General features: G+C 53.2%; 15 protein-coding genes. 13 read left to right on the forward strand and 2 right to left on the reverse strand.

What is annotated here, in order from left to right; translation table 11 throughout:
• Positions 1-127 precede the first annotated feature (127 nt).
• On the reverse strand, positions 128-982 hold the full coding sequence (locus Q0P86_RS02430) for an outer membrane protein assembly factor BamD (RefSeq protein WP_295037199.1): 855 nt from the start codon (positions 980-982) through the stop codon (positions 128-130).
• 67 nt (positions 983-1,049) lie between these two features.
• On the opposite strand from Q0P86_RS02430, the gene Q0P86_RS02435 reads away from it, so the two are divergent.
• The 13 genes from Q0P86_RS02435 (at position 1,050) to Q0P86_RS02495 (ending at position 16,070) form a co-directional block, all read left to right on the forward strand.
• Positions 1,050-2,462, forward strand: a complete 1,413-nt coding sequence (locus Q0P86_RS02435) for an LptF/LptG family permease (RefSeq protein ID WP_294111514.1) — start codon at positions 1,050-1,052, stop codon at positions 2,460-2,462.
• The gene (locus tag Q0P86_RS02440) at positions 2,459-3,598 is read left to right on the forward strand and encodes an LptF/LptG family permease (protein WP_290991640.1); all 1,140 of its coding nucleotides are present in this window, start codon (positions 2,459-2,461) and stop codon (positions 3,596-3,598) included. Before Q0P86_RS02435 ends, Q0P86_RS02440 begins: the two co-directional genes overlap by 4 nt.
• Before the next feature lie 10 nt (positions 3,599-3,608).
• Positions 3,609-5,429, forward strand: coding sequence for a sensor domain-containing diguanylate cyclase (locus Q0P86_RS02445; RefSeq protein WP_294111511.1), 1,821 nt, complete (start codon positions 3,609-3,611; stop codon positions 5,427-5,429).
• 82 nt (positions 5,430-5,511) lie between these two features.
• Entirely contained in the window at positions 5,512-6,999 is a 1,488-nt protein-coding gene (locus Q0P86_RS02450) for a sodium:solute symporter (protein ID WP_295037203.1), read from the forward strand.
• An 8-nt stretch (positions 7,000-7,007) separates the two neighbouring features.
• Complete coding sequence (locus tag Q0P86_RS02455; protein WP_290991634.1) at positions 7,008-7,772, forward strand: SIMPL domain-containing protein; 765 nt, start codon at positions 7,008-7,010, stop codon at positions 7,770-7,772.
• Positions 7,773-8,151: 379 nt separating this feature from the next.
• Positions 8,152-10,482: an anaerobic ribonucleoside triphosphate reductase gene (locus tag Q0P86_RS02460; RefSeq protein ID WP_295037205.1), complete on the forward strand. Its 2,331-nt coding sequence runs from the start codon at positions 8,152-8,154 to the stop codon at positions 10,480-10,482.
• Between the two features lie 102 nt (positions 10,483-10,584).
• A complete protein-coding gene (nrdD, locus tag Q0P86_RS02465) occupies positions 10,585-10,731 on the forward strand; it encodes an anaerobic ribonucleoside-triphosphate reductase (RefSeq protein WP_144264974.1) in 147 nt (48 codons plus the stop codon).
• A 1-nt stretch (position 10,732) separates the two neighbouring features.
• Positions 10,733-11,287: an anaerobic ribonucleoside-triphosphate reductase activating protein gene (gene nrdG, locus Q0P86_RS02470; protein ID WP_290991627.1), complete on the forward strand. Its 555-nt coding sequence runs from the start codon at positions 10,733-10,735 to the stop codon at positions 11,285-11,287.
• A 21-nt stretch (positions 11,288-11,308) separates the two neighbouring features.
• Complete coding sequence (locus tag Q0P86_RS02475; RefSeq protein WP_295037208.1) at positions 11,309-12,844, forward strand: hypothetical protein; 1,536 nt, start codon at positions 11,309-11,311, stop codon at positions 12,842-12,844.
• A gap of 27 nt (positions 12,845-12,871) precedes the next feature.
• Positions 12,872-13,465, forward strand: coding sequence for a DUF1007 family protein (locus Q0P86_RS02480; protein WP_295037210.1), 594 nt, complete (start codon positions 12,872-12,874; stop codon positions 13,463-13,465).
• Positions 13,466-13,532: 67 nt separating this feature from the next.
• Complete coding sequence (gene trxA, locus Q0P86_RS02485; protein WP_290996452.1) at positions 13,533-13,856, forward strand: thioredoxin; 324 nt, start codon at positions 13,533-13,535, stop codon at positions 13,854-13,856.
• A gap of 5 nt (positions 13,857-13,861) precedes the next feature.
• Complete coding sequence (gene hisF, locus Q0P86_RS02490) at positions 13,862-14,638, forward strand: imidazole glycerol phosphate synthase subunit HisF (protein ID WP_295037212.1); 777 nt, start codon at positions 13,862-13,864, stop codon at positions 14,636-14,638.
• Between the two features lie 49 nt (positions 14,639-14,687).
• A complete protein-coding gene (locus Q0P86_RS02495) occupies positions 14,688-16,070 on the forward strand; it encodes a TldD/PmbA family protein (protein WP_295037214.1) in 1,383 nt (460 codons plus the stop codon).
• Positions 16,071-16,125: 55 nt separating this feature from the next.
• On the opposite strand, the gene fabV is transcribed toward Q0P86_RS02495, so the two are convergent.
• Positions 16,126-17,331: an enoyl-ACP reductase FabV gene (gene fabV / locus Q0P86_RS02500; RefSeq protein ID WP_295037216.1), complete on the reverse strand. Its 1,206-nt coding sequence runs from the start codon at positions 17,329-17,331 to the stop codon at positions 16,126-16,128.
• Positions 17,332-17,558 lie beyond the last annotated feature (227 nt).

Raw genomic sequence — 17,558 nt, forward strand, 5'->3', positions numbered from 1 at the left:
TTTGGTTTCCTATTAACGTCTATCACAATACGTCATTCTCGACCCTGGAGTGCGTAGCACGATAGGGGAGGGAATCCAGTACTGGTTCCCGTCCCCCCTTCGGGGGGCCAGGATGACATTTTAAGGGTTAGTTCTGCATTTGTCGGTCTTCTTTCCAGAACCTCTTCTTCTGAGAATCCTGCTTCATGCGCTTGGCGAAGGCGAGCTCGGACTTGTCGATAGCCTTTTCGCTTTTCTCGATTTTTTTCAGGATATCCTTGTCGTCGGGGGAGGCCTCGTTTCTTGCGATGTTCAGGTACAACTTGGCGGTTTCGAACTGGTCAAGTTCGTTGTAGGCTTCCGTAATCATGAACAGGGCCTCGGTATGGCGCTTGCTGTTCGGATAGGTTTCCAGGAATTCCTTCAGATAGATGACGGCTGCCTGGTACTTGTCCATGCGCATATAGAGTCTGGCCGTCTGGAATTCCTTTTCGGCAAGGCGTTCCACCAGCAGGTTGTAGTAGTAGTTCACCGAGTCGCGCAGCGGAGATTCGGGGTAGTTCGACAGGTAACGTTCGAAGTCCCTCATGGCGATTGTCGTGTTGGCTTCGTCGCGGCTCACGCGGAATTCCATGTTGAACGAAGAAATGGCCTTGCGGAATTCGGCGGTCTCGATAAACGGGGAACCGGGGAAGTTCAGGATAAAGCTGCCGTACTCGCCGCGGGCCTCGATCCAGTCTTCCATGTTGAAATAGCTTTCCGCTATCAGGAACTGGGCCTGTTCCATATAGCCGGTTCCGGCGCAGGTGGCGAGAATTTCTTCGAGTTTGTCGGTTGCACGCCCGTACTTCTCTTTCTTGAAGAGTTCCTCGGCGTTCTCGTAGCGGATTCTGCACCATTCGGTATGTTTCATCTTGGTCTGCCCGCTAGACGAACAACCTATAAAAGCGATTGCAAGGGCCAAAAGATAAAGGAATAGGGGAATCTTTTTGAACGGGTTCATTTTTTTTCTTTGGTTTTAATTCTAATTTTACTCCCGTAAAGTAGAAAATTTTGCAAGTCCAGAAGTAATGATTCTAGTCCGCTATGTGTTGAAAGAGCTTATAGCCCCGTTTTTGGCGGCTCTTTTGGGCATCACCTTCTTGTTCGTGGTGGACTTTCTCGTAAAAATCTTGGACAACGTGCTTTCCAAGGGACTCCCGGCGGAAACGGTGCTCGAAATATTCGCCCTGAACCTCGCGTGGATGCTCTCGCTCTCGATTCCGATGGCGGTGCTGGTGGCTAGCCTCATGGCGTTCGGCCGGCTTTCGGGTGATCAGGAAATTACGGCCTGCAAGGCGGCGGGCGTGTCGCCGCTTTCGCTGATGCGCCCGGTTCTTCTCGTTTCGTTGCTGATTTCTTTGTTGATGGTGATTTTCAACAACTGGGTGCTTCCCGAGGCGAACCACCGTTCCGTGGAACTCATGAATGCCGTGTCGCGCAAGAAACCGCACGTGTTTATCGATGCGGGCCGCCTTATTACGCAGTTTCCTGACGTGCAGCTGTGGGTAAACCGCATCGACCCCGTTTCCGGAACTTTGTACGGAATCCAGATTTTCGAGATGGAGAAGCGCGGTGCTCCCCGTATCGTGTATGCGGATAGCGCTTCCATGGAATATGCGGATAACGGCGCGACCTTGATGCTTAGGCTCCGCAGCGGCGAGACGCACATGACGGATGCCGACAACCCCGAAAACTATTTCCGCATTCGATTCTTCTCGCAGGATCTCGCGATGAAGAATGTCGATGACCGCCTGGAACGCCGTAGCCGCAGTTACCGCAGCGACCGCGAAATGCCGATCGAGATGATGACCGAAGTCGTGGAAGATGCGCAGAAAAAATATGTGGAATACCGTGATGCGGCCCTCGAAAAGCGTCTGGGCTCGCTGGTGGCGTTGCGGAACGATGTCGAAGGCGATTCGATTGTTCCCGAATCGCTCGAGAGCGGCGTGACACTCGATTCTATCCAGCGCAGGCGGTCGTTGCAGCGTCTGCGCGTCCAGGAAATCGCGACTTTCCGCACGACGGAGCGCCTGTACGGTCGCATGGAAGCGGAACTCAAGCGCGAGGCGCAGTATACGGTAGAAATCCAGAAAAAATACAGCACGAGTTTTGCCTGCTTCATCTTTATTCTGATCGGGGCTCCCCTCGGTATCATGGCCCGCAAGGGCGGTATCGGAACGGGTATCCTCTATAGCCTTGCGTTCTTTGTGATTTACTGGATTTGCCTGATTGGTGGCGAAAATATGGCCGACAGGCTCCTGGTGAGCCCCTATCTTGCCATGTGGGCGTCCAATATCATTATCGGTGCGTTCGGCATCTTCATTACGATTGCGATGGTGCGAGACCGTTTCTCGGGCGATTCCAAGTTCTTCAGGGCGGTGCGTGCCGTGGGGCGCTTCTTCAAGAATATCTTCGGCTTTTTGGGGAGGAAATTCAGATGAAGTTTACCCGCTACATGATGTGGAATTTCCTCAAGATGTTCCTGCTGGTGTTGCTGGGCGCAATCCTCATGTTTGCGGTCATCGACTTTGTGGGTAACATCAAGACTTGGCTTGCCCGCGACACCAAGGATGCCGTCGATTACTACGTGAGCTATATCCCTTACATGGTGTACCTGATTACGCCGGTCGCCTTGTTCATTGCGGTACTCGCATCTATCGGTAACATGGCGCGTCACCTGGAAACGAGTGCCATGCAGAGTTCGGGGCAGAGCCCTCTCAAGACCCTTTTCCCGATATTTGTTTTTGGAGTCCTTGTTTCGATCGGCTCGTACGAGATGAGCGAACTTTGGCTGCCCGATGCGAACCATAAGCGACTCGAGACAATGGAAACGAATGCGCAGAAAAAGAAGAATCCGCGCATCAAGGAAAAACGCGACTTTACCTTTATCGACAGTGAACGGGCGAGCTGGTTCTTTAGGCATTACTCCGGCGTCAATCGACTAGGCCGCGACGTGGTGCTCCTGCTGCGCGAAGATGGCCGCCTCCGGGAACGGTACGACGCAAGGATTGTCCGCTGGGAAGAATTTCCGCCGAAGGATTCCTTGGATTCTATCGCCCGGCTCGAAAGTATCGAACCGCCGCCGGGATGCTGGCAGTTCGAACGGGGAAACCGCCGTGAATTCAACAAGGACGGTTCCGTCAAGGTTTACCCGATCAAGCGCGAAAAAATTTGCGACAAGGTCAACACGCATCCGAACGACCTTATCAACGAACGCCAGACCGCCGACGAAATGGATTCCAAGATGGTGATGGCGCGAATCAGCGTGCTGAAACGTTCCGGCGAAGATACCCATGCCATGGAAACGGCCTTGCAGTTCAAACGTTCGGCCCATTGGATGAACTTGATCGTTCTGCTCATTGGAGCAGCTCTTTGCCATCGCTATAGCCGTTCCGGGGGGCTTTCCCAGAAGTTCGGGGTTGGCCTCTTGATTGTTTTTAGCTATTATATCTTTGAACGAATCGGTTTGAAAATGGGAGAAAACGGTGCGTTGACGCCTTTCTGGGCGGCGTGGATTAGCCACTTCGTTTATGGAGGCGTTGCCGTGGTCATGTTGTACCGTTCGTTCCGTCTTTAGAAGGTGAAATATGTCGGTTTCTGAAATATTGTTTATTGTGGCAGGTCTTTTGCTTGGCCTTTCGTTTCTGAACGGGATGTTCCTTTTCCTGATCCCCTTTGCCGTGGTGGCTTTTGTCCTTGCCTGGATGAATCGTCCGCGCCTGGCCGGCCCGGGGGCATCTACGGCGACACTTCCGGTGATTACGCTCAAGAACCGTGCAACGGGTACGACTCCCGTGGTGGCTCCCGATTTGCGTTCCGAATTCCGCAACGGCAACGGTATGGCGAATGAACCCGAAGCGGCTCTCAAGGTGAGCCAGGTCTGGGCGCGTGCCAATGCCGACATCAACAGGGCCATGATGGATCTTCTCCTTGCCCTTAAGGGTATTGTCCCGAATGTCAATTCCGCCCTGGTCTTTTCGCAGCGCAATGCCAAGGAATGGGGCGTCCGCAATTACGTGAATGACAAGGAAGTTTCCGTCAATCCATCTACGGTAATCACTGAAACTTCCGGACTTTTAAGTCAGCTTTTCCGTTCCGGGGTTGACCGTCTCCTGGAAGGCGACTTGCCTGGTTGCAAGAGTCTGCAATATTATGTGGACAACACCCCGATTAAGTCGGTGGTGGCCGTGCCCCTGATCGACCATGGAAGCGGAGTCCGTGTTGGTGCCCTGATTTTGGATTCTGTTTGCCCGAACGCCTTCAACAATGCGACAGCCCGAGCGCTGACTTATGTGGCCGGGGCGATTTCGATGCTCGACTACAAGGGCTTCTATTCGGCACAGAAGCATATTGCCCTGCAGCAGTATAGCGGCCTTTACAACTACTTGCGCAAGTTCTTCAAGACGATGTCGGTGAATGACATTTACAAGGAAATCATCAACTACGTCAGGGCCAATATGGCCTACGATCGCCTGACGATCATGGCGATGGACAAGGATAAGGATTCTGGTCGTGTCATCCATTGCGACGGCGTGGATGCGGACCAGTTCGTCAACAAGCGCTTCACCCTTTCGGACAAGGGCATCTTTGTCCTTTCGATCATGCGCAACCGTCCTATGGAACGTTCATTCTTGCCCGGCTTTAAGGATTACCTGCCTCGCCTGAACGATTCCGAAAAGAGGAACCTGAACCTCCGCCAGATTTTCGTGATGCCTATTGCGGCTGAACACGATGCCGCCACGGCCGATATCGCCATTTGTCTCGAAAGCAGCAGCTCGCTTCCCTATAACGATCACGAGAAGGAATTGCTCAAGGCGTTCGCAAGTGTTGCCGGTTTTGCCTACGACCGTGCCTGTAAATTCGAAATGGGCCGTGAACAGGCGATGCGTGACGGCCATACGGGGCTTATCAATAAGAAGACTCTGTTCGAAAAACTCCGTGCCGAAAAGAGCCGCGCCGATCGTAGCAAGTACAGTATCGGTGTCCTGATGATGGATATCGACCATTTCAAGAGCGTGAACGATACCTACGGGCATCCGATCGGTGACGTGGTCATCAAGGGAATCGCCGATACGATCAGCAAGGAAATCCGTAGCGATATCGACATCGTGGCGCGTTTCGGCGGCGAAGAATTTGTTGTGGGGCTTATCGAGACCGATGCGAATGGCATGGTCGAAACGGCCGAACGTATTCGCAAGGCCGTCCAGAAGCTCTCCTTCGACATTCACCAGGCGGAACCCCTGCGCGTAACGGTCAGTATCGGTGCGTTCCTCCTGCAGCCCAATTTCAACGGGGATCTCCAGAAGGCGGTAAACAACGCCGACCAGGCACTCTACCGCGCCAAGGAAGGCGGGCGTAACCAGGTGGTTCAGTTCCAGACGGCGGAACCCGAACCTGTCGCAGTTTAATTTTGAAATAGGAATTCTGAATCCTGAATAAGAAATTGTAACTGCGAATTCTCTAAGTTTAACCAACTAACGGCTTCCTGCTATGTTTACTGTTCTTGATTGGATTGTTCTTTCGGCGTACTTGCTGCTGTCTGTATTTATCGGTCTCTGGGTGTCTCGTGGCAACAAGAACCTCAAGGAATACATGCTTGGCGGCGGCTCCATCCCGTGGGTGGCCGTGGGCATCAGCCTTATCGCGACGTCGGTGAGTGCGACCACGTTCCTCGGAGCGCCTGCCGATGTGTATGGCGACAACATGACATTCCTGATGTTCCAGATCGGGGCGCTCATAAGTATCGTGGTCGTCGGCTTCGTCTTTATTCCCAGGTTCCGCAGTTCGGGAATCAATAGCGCCTATGAACTTTTTGAGGTGCGCTTTTCCAGGCCGGTCCGTCGGCTCGCTGCTATTTTCTATTGCCTGCACCTGTTGCTCCGCACGGGAATCCTGCTGTTCGCGCCGTCGCTGGTGCTTGCGCAGATTCTGCATATCGACCTTAAGCTAGCGATTGTCGTGTCTGCAACCGTGGCCATTTTCTACACGTGGTTCGGAGGCATCAAGGCGGTCATCTGGACCGATGTGATGCAGTTCTGCGTTTTCTTTGGTGGCGGCGTGCTGGTGCTCCTGGTAATTGCGAATTCCGTCGGTGGCTTCGGCGAAATGGCTGCTCTCGCTTCCGAGGCGGGCAAGACCAAGTGGTGGGACTCCTCGATGGATATTTCGAATGCCCGTACGCTTGTTTCGGCGGGCTTTGCATACGCCATTCTTGAAATTGCAATTCGCGGCTGTGACCAGCAGTTCGTGCAGCGTTACCTGAGCTGCAAGGATGTCAAGGCGGCAAACCGTTCGAGTATCCTTTCGATGGTGCTGGGCTGTGCGGTCTCGATTCTATTCTACTGGGTAGGTGCTGCGCTCTACGTTTACTACCAGAAGGCTCACGCGGCTCCGCTCCCGGAAGGTCTGGGACAGAACGACGTCTTCCCATACTTTATCGTCCATGGACTTCCCGCGGGAATCACGGGACTCATCGTGGCGGCGATTTGTGCGGCGGCCATGAGCAGCCTCTCGAGTGCCATCAATTCGCTCGGCAATACGTCTGAACGAGATTTCCTGGGCTGGGACGAAAACGAAGGAATTGGCGGCCTCAAGCGTGCCAAGATCTGGACGGTCGTGTGGGGCGTTTTAGGGATTTTCTTTGCCCTGTTTGCGGCGACGCAGCAGGGAAGCCTGCTCAAGAATGCCTTGTTTTTTACGGGACTTTTCACGGGACCGCTCCTGGGTATGTTCCTGTTGGCTTTCTTTGCCGACAGACTGTTTGGAACGGGGGCGAAAAGACTTCGTGGCTGGGTCGTAATTGTGGCCGTGCTCTGCGGCATGGCAAGCCTTGTCCTGGTGCAGGGAATTCCGGCCTTTGGCGTTTCCGCGGTGCTTGGAGGAATCTTCAGTTGGCCGTGGATGCCCTTTATCAGCATGACGACGACGGTGGCCGTGGCGCTCCTAGTCAATGCCTTTGTTAATTTATTTAAAAAGTAGGAGGAAAAATGTCTAACAAGCTTTTTGTTTTGGTCATAGTCCTTTTGGTTTTTGTCGCCTTCATCGTCGTGTCGGTGGATAAGGACGAAACTCCCGGCGAAAAATTGTCGCAGATGCTGCCTCTTGGCGACAAGACAACGCCTACGGTAGAAGTTTCCGCTTCGGAAAGCCGCAAGTACGAGGCCAACGAATTCGTTACGGTTGCCTGCCTTGAATTGCACGGCAAGGACAAGGAACTTCTTTTCAAGCAGTTGACGAGCCGTCGTGCTTCTATCTTCGAGCAAATGAAGAACATCGACGTGACGGAAAGTGATATTGAACAGAACAGTGTCGAAATGCGCAAGGAATGGTCCTACGACAAGGGAACGCGCAGTCTTACAGGTTACGTGGTCAGCCAGTTCTTTGCGATCAAGTCTTCGAACAGGGCTACGGCTGCGGCGGTGATTGCGGCCCTTTCTGCCGAACTGGATGTGGAAATCAGCCATACGTCGGCAACGCTCAAGAACGAGGCCGAACTCAAGAAGGGGATTATTAAGGCGGCTGGGGAAAAGGCTCTCGAAACGGCGTCCAGCTACGCGGAAAGCGTGGGCGGCAAGCTGGGTAAGGTTATCTCGGTGACGGGAAATGGCGATGGCCTTTCTTTTAGAAATTCTGTCCTTGGTGCAAGGAAGGCCGCTTTCTATGACGGGGCGACAGCGGATAATCTTTCCGCCGTGGCGGATTCGGTAGAAATTTCGGCGTCTATCCACCTGGTGGCGGAACTGCTCCAATAGCGGCTAGTCAAGAAGCCTATTATTGTCAAGGTGTAGTTTACAAAAAAACTTTTGTTTTTCTGTTGATAAAGCTAACTTCTTATAAATAAAGGGGTTAGCTTTTGCTTTTGTTAGTTTGTTTGTGCCTGCGTCGAAACCCCTTAAAAGGTTGTGGATAAAACGCCTTGTTTGAAAATTAAAATTTACATAAAAAGCAAATTTTTTTCTGAAAAATGTCTTCCAACTGCGCCTACATTTATTATATTGTTTTCCATATCTTGTGCTTTTGACTTGAAGGAGAGCACAAGATATAGTAAAAAAAGAAATTGAAAGAAAAATGTATGTTCGGTACGGAATTTGCCCGTAGGGGGCCGATTCCGCCGGATACAAGGATTGGTAGATGATTGTTTCTGTAAGGAAGCGTGACGGCCGTGAGATGCCGTTCAACATTGAAAAAATCGCCGATGCCATTGTCAAGGCTTTCCGCGCCTCGGGTGAACTTGATGAGCAAATCAAGGCGTCCCAAAGTCAGTTGAATTTGTTGGGTAGCGATGACGTGCTTACGAGCACGGCGCTCAAGGTGTCTGCCGATGTGGTGGGCAGACTCGAAGCCGAGGGCAAAACCGTTCCTGAAATTGAAGAAATCCAGGATGCTGTAGAAAAGTCTCTTACCGAAGGTGGCTACGCCGATACCGCCAAGAGCTACATCTTGTACCGTGCCGAACGTACTCGCGTGCGCGAAGTGAATACTCGCCTCATGCATACGCTCCGCGACATCACCTTCAGTTCTGCCAAGGAATCCGACCTCAAGCGCGAAAACGCGAACATCGATGGCGACACCGCTATGGGCACCATGCTCAAGTACGGTTCCGAATCGGCCAAGCACTTCTACACGATGATGATGCTCAAGCCCGAGCACAGCCGCGCCCACATGGAAGGCGATATCCATATCCACGATTTGGATTTCTACTCCCTTACCATGACATGCTGCCAGATTGACCTCAAGAAGCTCTTCAAGAACGGTTTCAATACCGGTCATGGTCATCTGCGTGAACCCAAGGATATCCGTAGCTATGCCGCCTTGGCCGCTATCGCGATCCAGTCTAACCAGAACGACCAGCACGGCGGTCAGTCCATTCCGAACTTTGACTATGCCATGGCCGACGGCGTGCGTATTACGTACCGCAAGAGCTATTTGGCCAATATGGTCAAGGCCCTCATGCTCTTGACTTCCAAGACTGAAGAAGAAATTCAGCCGGTCGTCAAGAAGCTCCATACCGAAATGGCGGAAATGGGAATGGTGGCGACGCTCGTGCCGAACGAAAAGTTCCAGGATACCGAAGCTCGTGAACTTTCCAAGACTTATGGCGAAGAAGCTGTAATCAACGCTCAGAAGTTTGCCGAAAAGATGGCTTACGAAGAAACCGACAAGGCGACCTTCCAGGCCATGGAAGCCTTTGTCCACAACTTGAACTCCATGCATAGCCGCGCCGGTGCCCAGACTCCGTTCAGCAGCATCAACTACGGTATGTGTACGGAGCCCGAAGCCCGCATGGTCATGAAGAATTTGCTCCTCACGACCGAAGAAGGCCTCGGCGGTGGCGAAACGGCTATCTTCCCGATTCAGATTTTCCGCGTCAAGGAAGGCATCAACCTGAACCCGGAAGACCCGAACTACGATTTGTTCAAGCTGTCTTGCCGCGTGAGCGCCAAGCGCCTGTTCCCGAACTTCAGCTTCCAGGATGCCCCGTACAATCTGCAGTACTACAAGCCGGGCCACCCTGAAACCGAAATTGCCTACATGGGTTGCCGTACCCGCGTGATCGGTAACCACTACGACCCGAGCCGCGAAATCAGCTTCGGCCGTGGCAACTTGAGTTTCACGTCGATCAACCTTCCGCGTATCGCCATCAAGATGAAGTCCGTGGACCTGTTCTTCAAGGAACTCGACCGCATGCTGCAACTGGTGAGCGACCAGCTCATGGAACGCTTTGCCGTTCAGAGCCGCCGCAAGGTCAAGAACTTCCCGTTTCTCATGGGACAGGGCGTGTGGATTGATTCCGACAAGCTCGGCTGGGAAGATACCGTGGGTGAAGTCATCAAGCACGGTACGCTTTCGATAGGCTTTATCGGACTTGCCGAAACCCTGGTGATGCTTACGGGCAAGCACCACGGCGAATCCGAGGAATCCCAGAAGCTCGGCCTCAAGATTATCGGCCACATGCGCGAATTCTGCGACAAGGAATCCGAACGTCTCGGCCTCAACTTCAGCTTGCTCGCTACGCCTGCCGAAGGCCTTTCCGGTCGTTTTGTGCGTATGGACAAGAAGAAGTTCGGTATTATCCCGAACGTGACCGACCGCGACTACTACACCAACTCTTTCCATGTTCCGGTGTACTACAAGATTTCCGCTTTCAAGAAGATTTCGCTGGAAGCCCCGTACCATGCGCTCACCAACGCAGGCCACATCAGCTATATCGAACTTGACGGCGACCCGACGCAGAACCTGGATGCCTTTGAAAAGATCGTGCATCACATGGCGAAGTCCGGTATCGGCTATGGATCCATCAACCACCCGGTCGATCGCGACCCGGTGTGCGGATTCGTGGGTGTCATCGGTGACTGCTGCCCGCGTTGCGGCCGTACCGAAGGTCATGCGATTGCCCCCGAAAAGATCGAGGCACTTCGCAAGCTGTATCCCGGCATGCCCGTATTCAAAGGAGTCCGGTAGTAAGAACTTGGAACTTAGAACTTAGAACTTAGAACTTAGAACTTAGAACATTCTCTTTTCTCTAAGTTCTACCAACTATTTATCTAGCAAGGAGAAACAACAATGTCCGAAAAAGAACTGAACAAGTATGGTGAAGGTGTTGGATTCGAACGTATCCGCCGCATCACGGGTTACCTCGTCGGTACCGTCGATCGCTTCAACAACGCCAAGCGTGCCGAAGTGAACGATCGCGTGAAGCACGGCGTATAGTATGGACGAATACCCTCGCTTGCGGATTGCCGGAATCGAACCCGAATCGTTCGTGGACGGTCCCGGAATCCGCATGACAATCTTTACTCAAGGTTGTCACCATAATTGCCCCGGGTGTCAGAACCCGAAGACCCACGATTTTAACGGGGGTCATTTTATTGATATTGAAGAAATCCTCGATATGATCGAGGAAAACCCGTTGCTCGACGGCATCACGTTTAGTGGCGGTGATCCGATGGACCAGGCGGCTGCCCTGATCCCTTTGGCGCGTGAAATCAAGGAACGGGGCATGAACCTGGTGATTTTCACCGGTTACACCTACGAACGCCTGATGGAACTGACGCATGAACGTCCCGAAATGTTCGAACTCTTGACGTTTGCGGACATTTTGATTGACGGACCGTTTATCTTGGCGAAGCGTTCCCTGGAACTCAAGTTCAGGGGGTCGTCGAACCAGCGCATTATCGATGTGCAGGCTAGCCTTTCCCAGGGTCATGTGGTGCTTCACCAGATTCAACTGGACGAAATGAAGGCTCACCCCGACCTTTTGGGCTAAATATTTATTTATTTTTAGAACATGTTTAAACGAATTCTGATTTCGTCTTTTTTGGCGTTGGCGTGGGCTGCTTTTGCCCAACCGTCTTCGGCTGAGGTCGTTTCGTCTTCGGTGGAGGTGGTCGCTTCTTCGTCGTCTGCGACGGTGGTTGCAGCCTCTTCTGCAGCGGAGGCCCCGAAGGGGCGTGAAGTTCCCGTCCGTTACTGGATTAACGGAGACTCCGTGGAACTGGAGGCTATCTTTGTCAAGATCGAGAACGATACGGTCTACCTGAAGAAGCCGACCGAGGCCGAACAGAAGCACATCGACAAGATTGCCGACGAAGAGGCCCTTGCCCTGCAAGAAAGCAACGGACAGCAGGTTGCGGATTCCCTTGAAGACGAAAATGACGATGTGGACCTGAAGAAGGATTCCTCCGTCATTATCATGACCGATGCGGTCAAGGACTCCCTCGCGGCCCGTGCGGATACCTCCACGGCGGCCGAGGCCGCTCCTGTAGATGACGGTGCCGCAGATGACCTGGAAACCGCTCTGGCCAAGGAAGACAGGCGTCTTAAAAATGAGGAAATCGAGAAGTACGAAAAGGAACTTCGTGAACGCGAAATCCAGGACAGTATCGCAGCGGCGAAGAAGAATCCCTATATCAAGATTTTCAGGTTCGAACTCAAGCGTCTTTACAACATGGAAGACGAGGTGATGATCGACCTCTCGCTTTCGAACTATATCGTGCCCGAAATCAAGGAAGAAATCGAGAAGGATCTTTATCCTCCTGGAAAGGCCAACTTGCTGGTGGTCTCGGAACCGGAAGCCTGTTCGCTGTTCGTGAACGGAATTCCCCTGAAGATTGTCGCTCCCGATACCATCAAGAACATCAAACCGGGCAAGTATACGATCTCGGTGATGAAGGTCCTGAAGGACGTGGAATGGTGGGGCTCTGCCGTGGTGCGCATCGATGCCGATAGCCTGAACAAGGTGACGATTCCGGTGGTGCGTCCGTCTACCAGGCTTACACTCAATACGAACCCCGAAGCGGTAGAAGTGTATGTGGGGGAGAAACCTTCCGTGAACCGAATGCCCGATTATATGACCGATATCGTGGTGGATAACGTCAAGCCGCGGGTCGGGGCTACGGTGTTCTTCAGGAAGGTGGGGTATCGCGATACCTCCGTGACGATGGAAATCAAGCCCTATATGCCGAACCTGGTCTATGTCGACATGACGCCCGTTCTGGAAGATTTGGATTTCATCGAGGAACAGAAGGTCTTTGACAAGGAACGTAGCCAGAGGCGTATCGGTCGTGGACTCCTGTGGAGCTCGATTGTGCCGATTCTTGCGGGCGGTGTTCTATGGTACTTGGCGGAACGTGACTGGAGCGATGCTGCGGACAAGAAGCATGCCTACGAGAAACTCTCTGCCTTCGATAGCGACGATACCCGCAAGATGGTGAAGGACAACCATGAACTGAATGACCGTGGCGATACCAAGTGTGGCGTGGCGATTGGTCTCGGTGCTCTTGGACTGGGTCTCCTGACAGCAGGCATCATCCTTGCTTTCTAGCTTGCAACGCTAGGAAATTAATTTGTTATGAAAATTCTTTTGCGGGTGCTGTGTCTGATTCTCCTGTTTGGCCTGGCGCCCGTTTTTGCGCATCCGCACGTTTTTGCCGATTTGAAGATTAAGGTCGTTTTCAACGATAAGGGCTTTGCGGGGATTCATAACCGCTGGGTCTTTGATGAAATCTATAGCACCGCCATGATGTCCTCGGGTGATGCAGACGGCGACGGTGAAATTTCGAATGCCGAAGGTGAATGGTTCCGTAGGGCGATTTTGGATCCCTTGCAGGACAAGAACTACTGCAACTACGTTCTGCAGGGAACGTCTTTTGTGAAGGCCCGCAAACTGAAAAATTTCAGGGCGAGTTTCCAGGGAGGGCGCCTGGTGCTCGATTTCGAGACGGAATTCGAAATGCCTTTGACGGCGGATTATACGATGTTTGTCGTTGTGGTTTCCGATCCGACGAATTATATCCAGATGACGACGGATATGGAAAACGCAGACGTAGATGCTCCCGATGCAATCGATGTGGAATTCTTCGATGACGGCCTGGAAGGACTGACTATGTTCAGGGCTTTTGTGTACGCTCCTCAGGGACTTTTCCTGAGATTCAAGAAAAAATAGCCTTTGCAAATTTGCTATTTTTGCACGCAAAAAGCGGCCCCGTGCCGCAGCAAAAGTGGAGAATCTTATGCCTGCAATTCACCTTACTGCAGAAAATTTTGACCAGGCCATTTCTTCGGGTCAGCTGGTCTTTGTGGACTTTTGGGCAACCTGGTGCCGCCCGTGCATGATGATGGGCCCGATTATCGACGAACTTGCCGATGAATACAATGGCCGTGCCGTCATTGCGAAAATCAACGTGGACGATGCCGGCGTGGGGGATATCTGTGGCCGTTTCGGCATCACGAACATTCCCAACATGAAGCTGTTCAAGAACGGTGTCGAAGTGGGCAACGTGGTAGGTGCCGTTCCCAAGGCGACCGTGAAGGCTGTCATCGATCGCAACCTGTAATACCCATGCTTACAAAACGTCTTATAGTCTGCCTCGACGTCCGTGACCGCAAGGTAACGAAGGGCGTCAAGTTCAAGGGCAATATCGACATCGGCGACCCGGTTGAAATGGGCGCTCGCTATAGCGATGACGGCGTCGACGAGCTCGTTTTCTACGATATTACGGCCAGCGCCGAGAACCGTCCCTGCGATATGGAAATGATTCGCCAGATTGCGCGCCGCGTTTTTATTCCTTTTGCGGTGGGCGGCGGAATCCGTAACCTCGACGACATGCACGAGGCTCTCCTGGCGGGTGCCGAAAAGGTGAGTGTGAATAGCCTCGCCGTGCTGCATCCCGAAATTATTGCCGAGGGGGCCAAGGCCTTCGGTCGTCAGTGCATTGTGCTTGGCATGGATGCGAAGTTCGTGGGAGTATCCGAGAAATTTCCCAGCGGTTACGAAGTGTATATCCGCGGCGGTCGTCAGGCGATGGGCCTCGATGCGGTGCAGTGGGCGAAACGCGCCGAGGAACTCGGAGTCGGTGAAATCTGTCTGAACTCGATCGATGCCGACGGCGTCAAGGGTGGCTATGAATTGAATATTACCGACCAGGTGTCGCGTGCGGTGCAGGTGCCGGTAATCGCGAGTGGCGGTGCGGGGACGCCGGACCATATCGTTGACCTTTTTGCTAAGACATCTGCGGATGCTGCCCTGGTGGCGTCGATGGTTCATTTCGGCGACTATACGGTACCCGGAATCAAGGATGCCATGCGTCGTGCGGGAGTTACCGTTCGCGAAAAGTAATCTAGTGAAGCCGAGGGGCGTTTCGGATGTCGCTCGGCGGGAGTGTTGAATGAATCCTTCTGTCGCGGTAAAAATTTTTGAGGCGGGTAAGAGCGCCGGTGCGGATTTTGTCGAAATTTTTGAAGAAGAAACGCGTAGCTCGACTTTGGGATTGAAGTCCTGCCAAATCGAATCGGCGACAGCCGGAACCGAGTACGGTATCGGCATCCGCCTTTTGTATGGAACGGAAGTACTTTACGGTTTTACAAGCGATGATTCCGAAGAAGCTCTGCTGAAATTGGTTCAGACGCTTGCTTTTGGCCGTATCGCGGGAAAACCGTCGATGCCGTTCGAGTTTGCTCCGCAGAAACGCGTTGCCGATTACAACATCGCAGCCTTTATGGATCCGCGGGTACTGGGACAGGCGGTCAAGCAGGATTTTCTGTTCCGAGCAGACAAGGCTGCCCGCGCCATTTCGGATAAAGTAGTCCAGGTCGGCGCTTCCGTCACGGATTCGTGTACATCGATTACGCTGTTGAATAGCGAAGGTCTGAATATGGTCTTCGATCGTGCCCGCCTTCGCGTGAACGTGACGGTGACTGCAAGTGATGGAACCGAAAGGCTTACGACGCACGAGGCCCCGGGTGCCTTGGGCGGTTACGAGCTACTGGAAAATTATTCTCCCGAGGCTTTGGCTACGGAATGTGCCGAACGTGTGCTCCGGATGCTTTCGGCCGGCTACATTCAGGGCGGACAGATGCCCGTGGTGATGGGGAACGGCTTTGGCGGCGTCATTTTCCACGAGGCGTGCGGACATCCGCTCGAGACGGAATCGGTCCGTCGCGGCGCAAGTCCCTTCTGCGGAAAAATCGGCGAGGCAATCGGGCAACCGTGCCTCACGGCAATCGACGACGGTACCTTGGAAGGCGTATGGGGAAGCCTCAAGTGCGATGACGAAGGAACTCCTACGCAACGTACGGTGCTAATCGAGAACGGCATCCTGAAAACTTACATGAGTGACCGTGTAGGCGCTGCCGAGGTGGGTATTGCCCGTACGGGTTCCGCCCGTCGCGAAAGCTACAAGTATGCGCCCGTCAGCCGCATGCGCAACACCTTTATTGCACCGGGTAAAGATTCGCTCGATTCGATGATCGCGAGTGTCGACAACGGCCTGTACGCCGCCCGCATGGCGGGCGGTTCGGTGAACCCGGCGACGGGCGAGTTCAACTTTGCCGTCGATGAAGGTTATGTTATCCGTAACGGCAAGATTTGCGAACCGGTTCGCGGCGCAACTCTTATCGGAAAGGGCCATGAGATCATGCCGCGCATCAGTATGGTCGGCTCCGACTGGGAAGTGGCGGCCGGTGTCTGCGGCGCTTCTTCGGGACATGTCCCCGTGACAGTCGGCCAACCTACCATCAAGGTGGACCAGATTCTCGTCGGTGGCCGATAATCGTAGAATAAAAAATGCCCGACTCAGTCGGGCACTTATAATATACAGCGAAAGTTTAAATCGTTTCGACGCTCTTGACGTCGGCACTGTAATCGACGCCTTCGACATCGAATCCGTTCGTTGCCAAGAAGTCGTGGCGGTAACCTTCGAGGTCGCCCACCTGGGCGAAGTTTTCTTGGGTAATGGTCGCCATACGCTTGTTGACTTCTTCCTGTACCTTCGGGTCCAGTTCCCAGTCGTCAATGCGGATCAGGTGATTTTCGTCTGTCGGTACGGCCTTGCCCGTGTACAGGCGTTCGCTCATCAGGCGCTCCATCTGCTCGATGCAACCTTCATGTGAGCCCTGTTCCTTCATCACCTTGAAGAGTACCGAGAGGTACAGCGGGATAATGGGAATCACGGCACTGGAACGCGTCACCAGTCCCTTGTTTACAGAAACGTAGGCTTCACCTTTTAGGTCTTTCTGCAGTTCGGCGTTCAGTTCGCGGGCGGTCGCTTCGAGATGCTTCTTGGCGCCGCCAATCGTTCCGTCGCGGTAGATGGCGTGGGAGAGCTTGGGACCGATGTAGGAGTAGGCTACAGTCTTTACGCCTTCGGCAAGCACGCCTGCGGTCTTCAGCTGGTTTACCCAGAGAGCCCAGTCTTCGCCGCCCATCACCTTGACGGTGTTCGCGGCTTCTTCTTCGGTGGCGGCTTCTGCGCTGATGGTGCTGATTTTGCCCGTCATGCAGTCGATGGTGGCTCCCGAGAAGGTTTCCCCTATCGGTTTCAGCACGCTGCGGTAAAGGGTGCCGTTGTCCGGGTCTACGCGCACGCTCGAGGCCACGCTGTATACCAGCAGGTCAACCTTGCGGCCCATCTTGTTCAAGGTGTCGATGACGTTTTGGCGCATTTCGTGCGAGAAGGCGTCTCCGTTGAATGTGACGGATTCTAGGCCAGCTTCTTTTGCAAATTTGTCGAAGGCCATATTGTTGTACCAGCCCGGCGTTCCCGTTTTCTGGCGAGGTTCGTCAGTGCCCTCTTTTTCGAAAGATACGCCGATGGTGGCGGCGCCGTATCCGAAGGCGGCGGTAATGCGGCTGGCAAGTCCGTAGCCGGTGGAGCAACCCAAAACGAGGACCGTTTTTGGAGTGTCCTTGGGTTCGCCGCGCTCGGCCATTTTCTTCTGCACGTAAGCGATCTGGCGCTTTACATCCATAGCGCAGCCCTGCGGGTGGGCGCTGACGCACATATTGCTACGGATCATCGGTTCAATAACCATAAATTCCTTCTTCCTTTATCTTTTCTTTACAAACCGCGCCAAACTTAGAAAATAAGGTGTGTGTTTTGTACCCTTTTGGAGCCTTTTTGCCAAAATCCGTAAGAAAAAAGTAATTTTATAAGTTTTTTAACAATTCGGAGAGGATATAAAGTTAATACGTCTTCATCTCTGTTGGGCTAATTCAGGCAGACCGAATTTCTGGCGGGCCCAAGGTTCCATATAGGGCA

This window comes from uncultured Fibrobacter sp., from assembly GCF_946062555.1.
Classification (GTDB): Bacteria; Fibrobacterota; Fibrobacteria; order Fibrobacterales; family Fibrobacteraceae; genus Fibrobacter.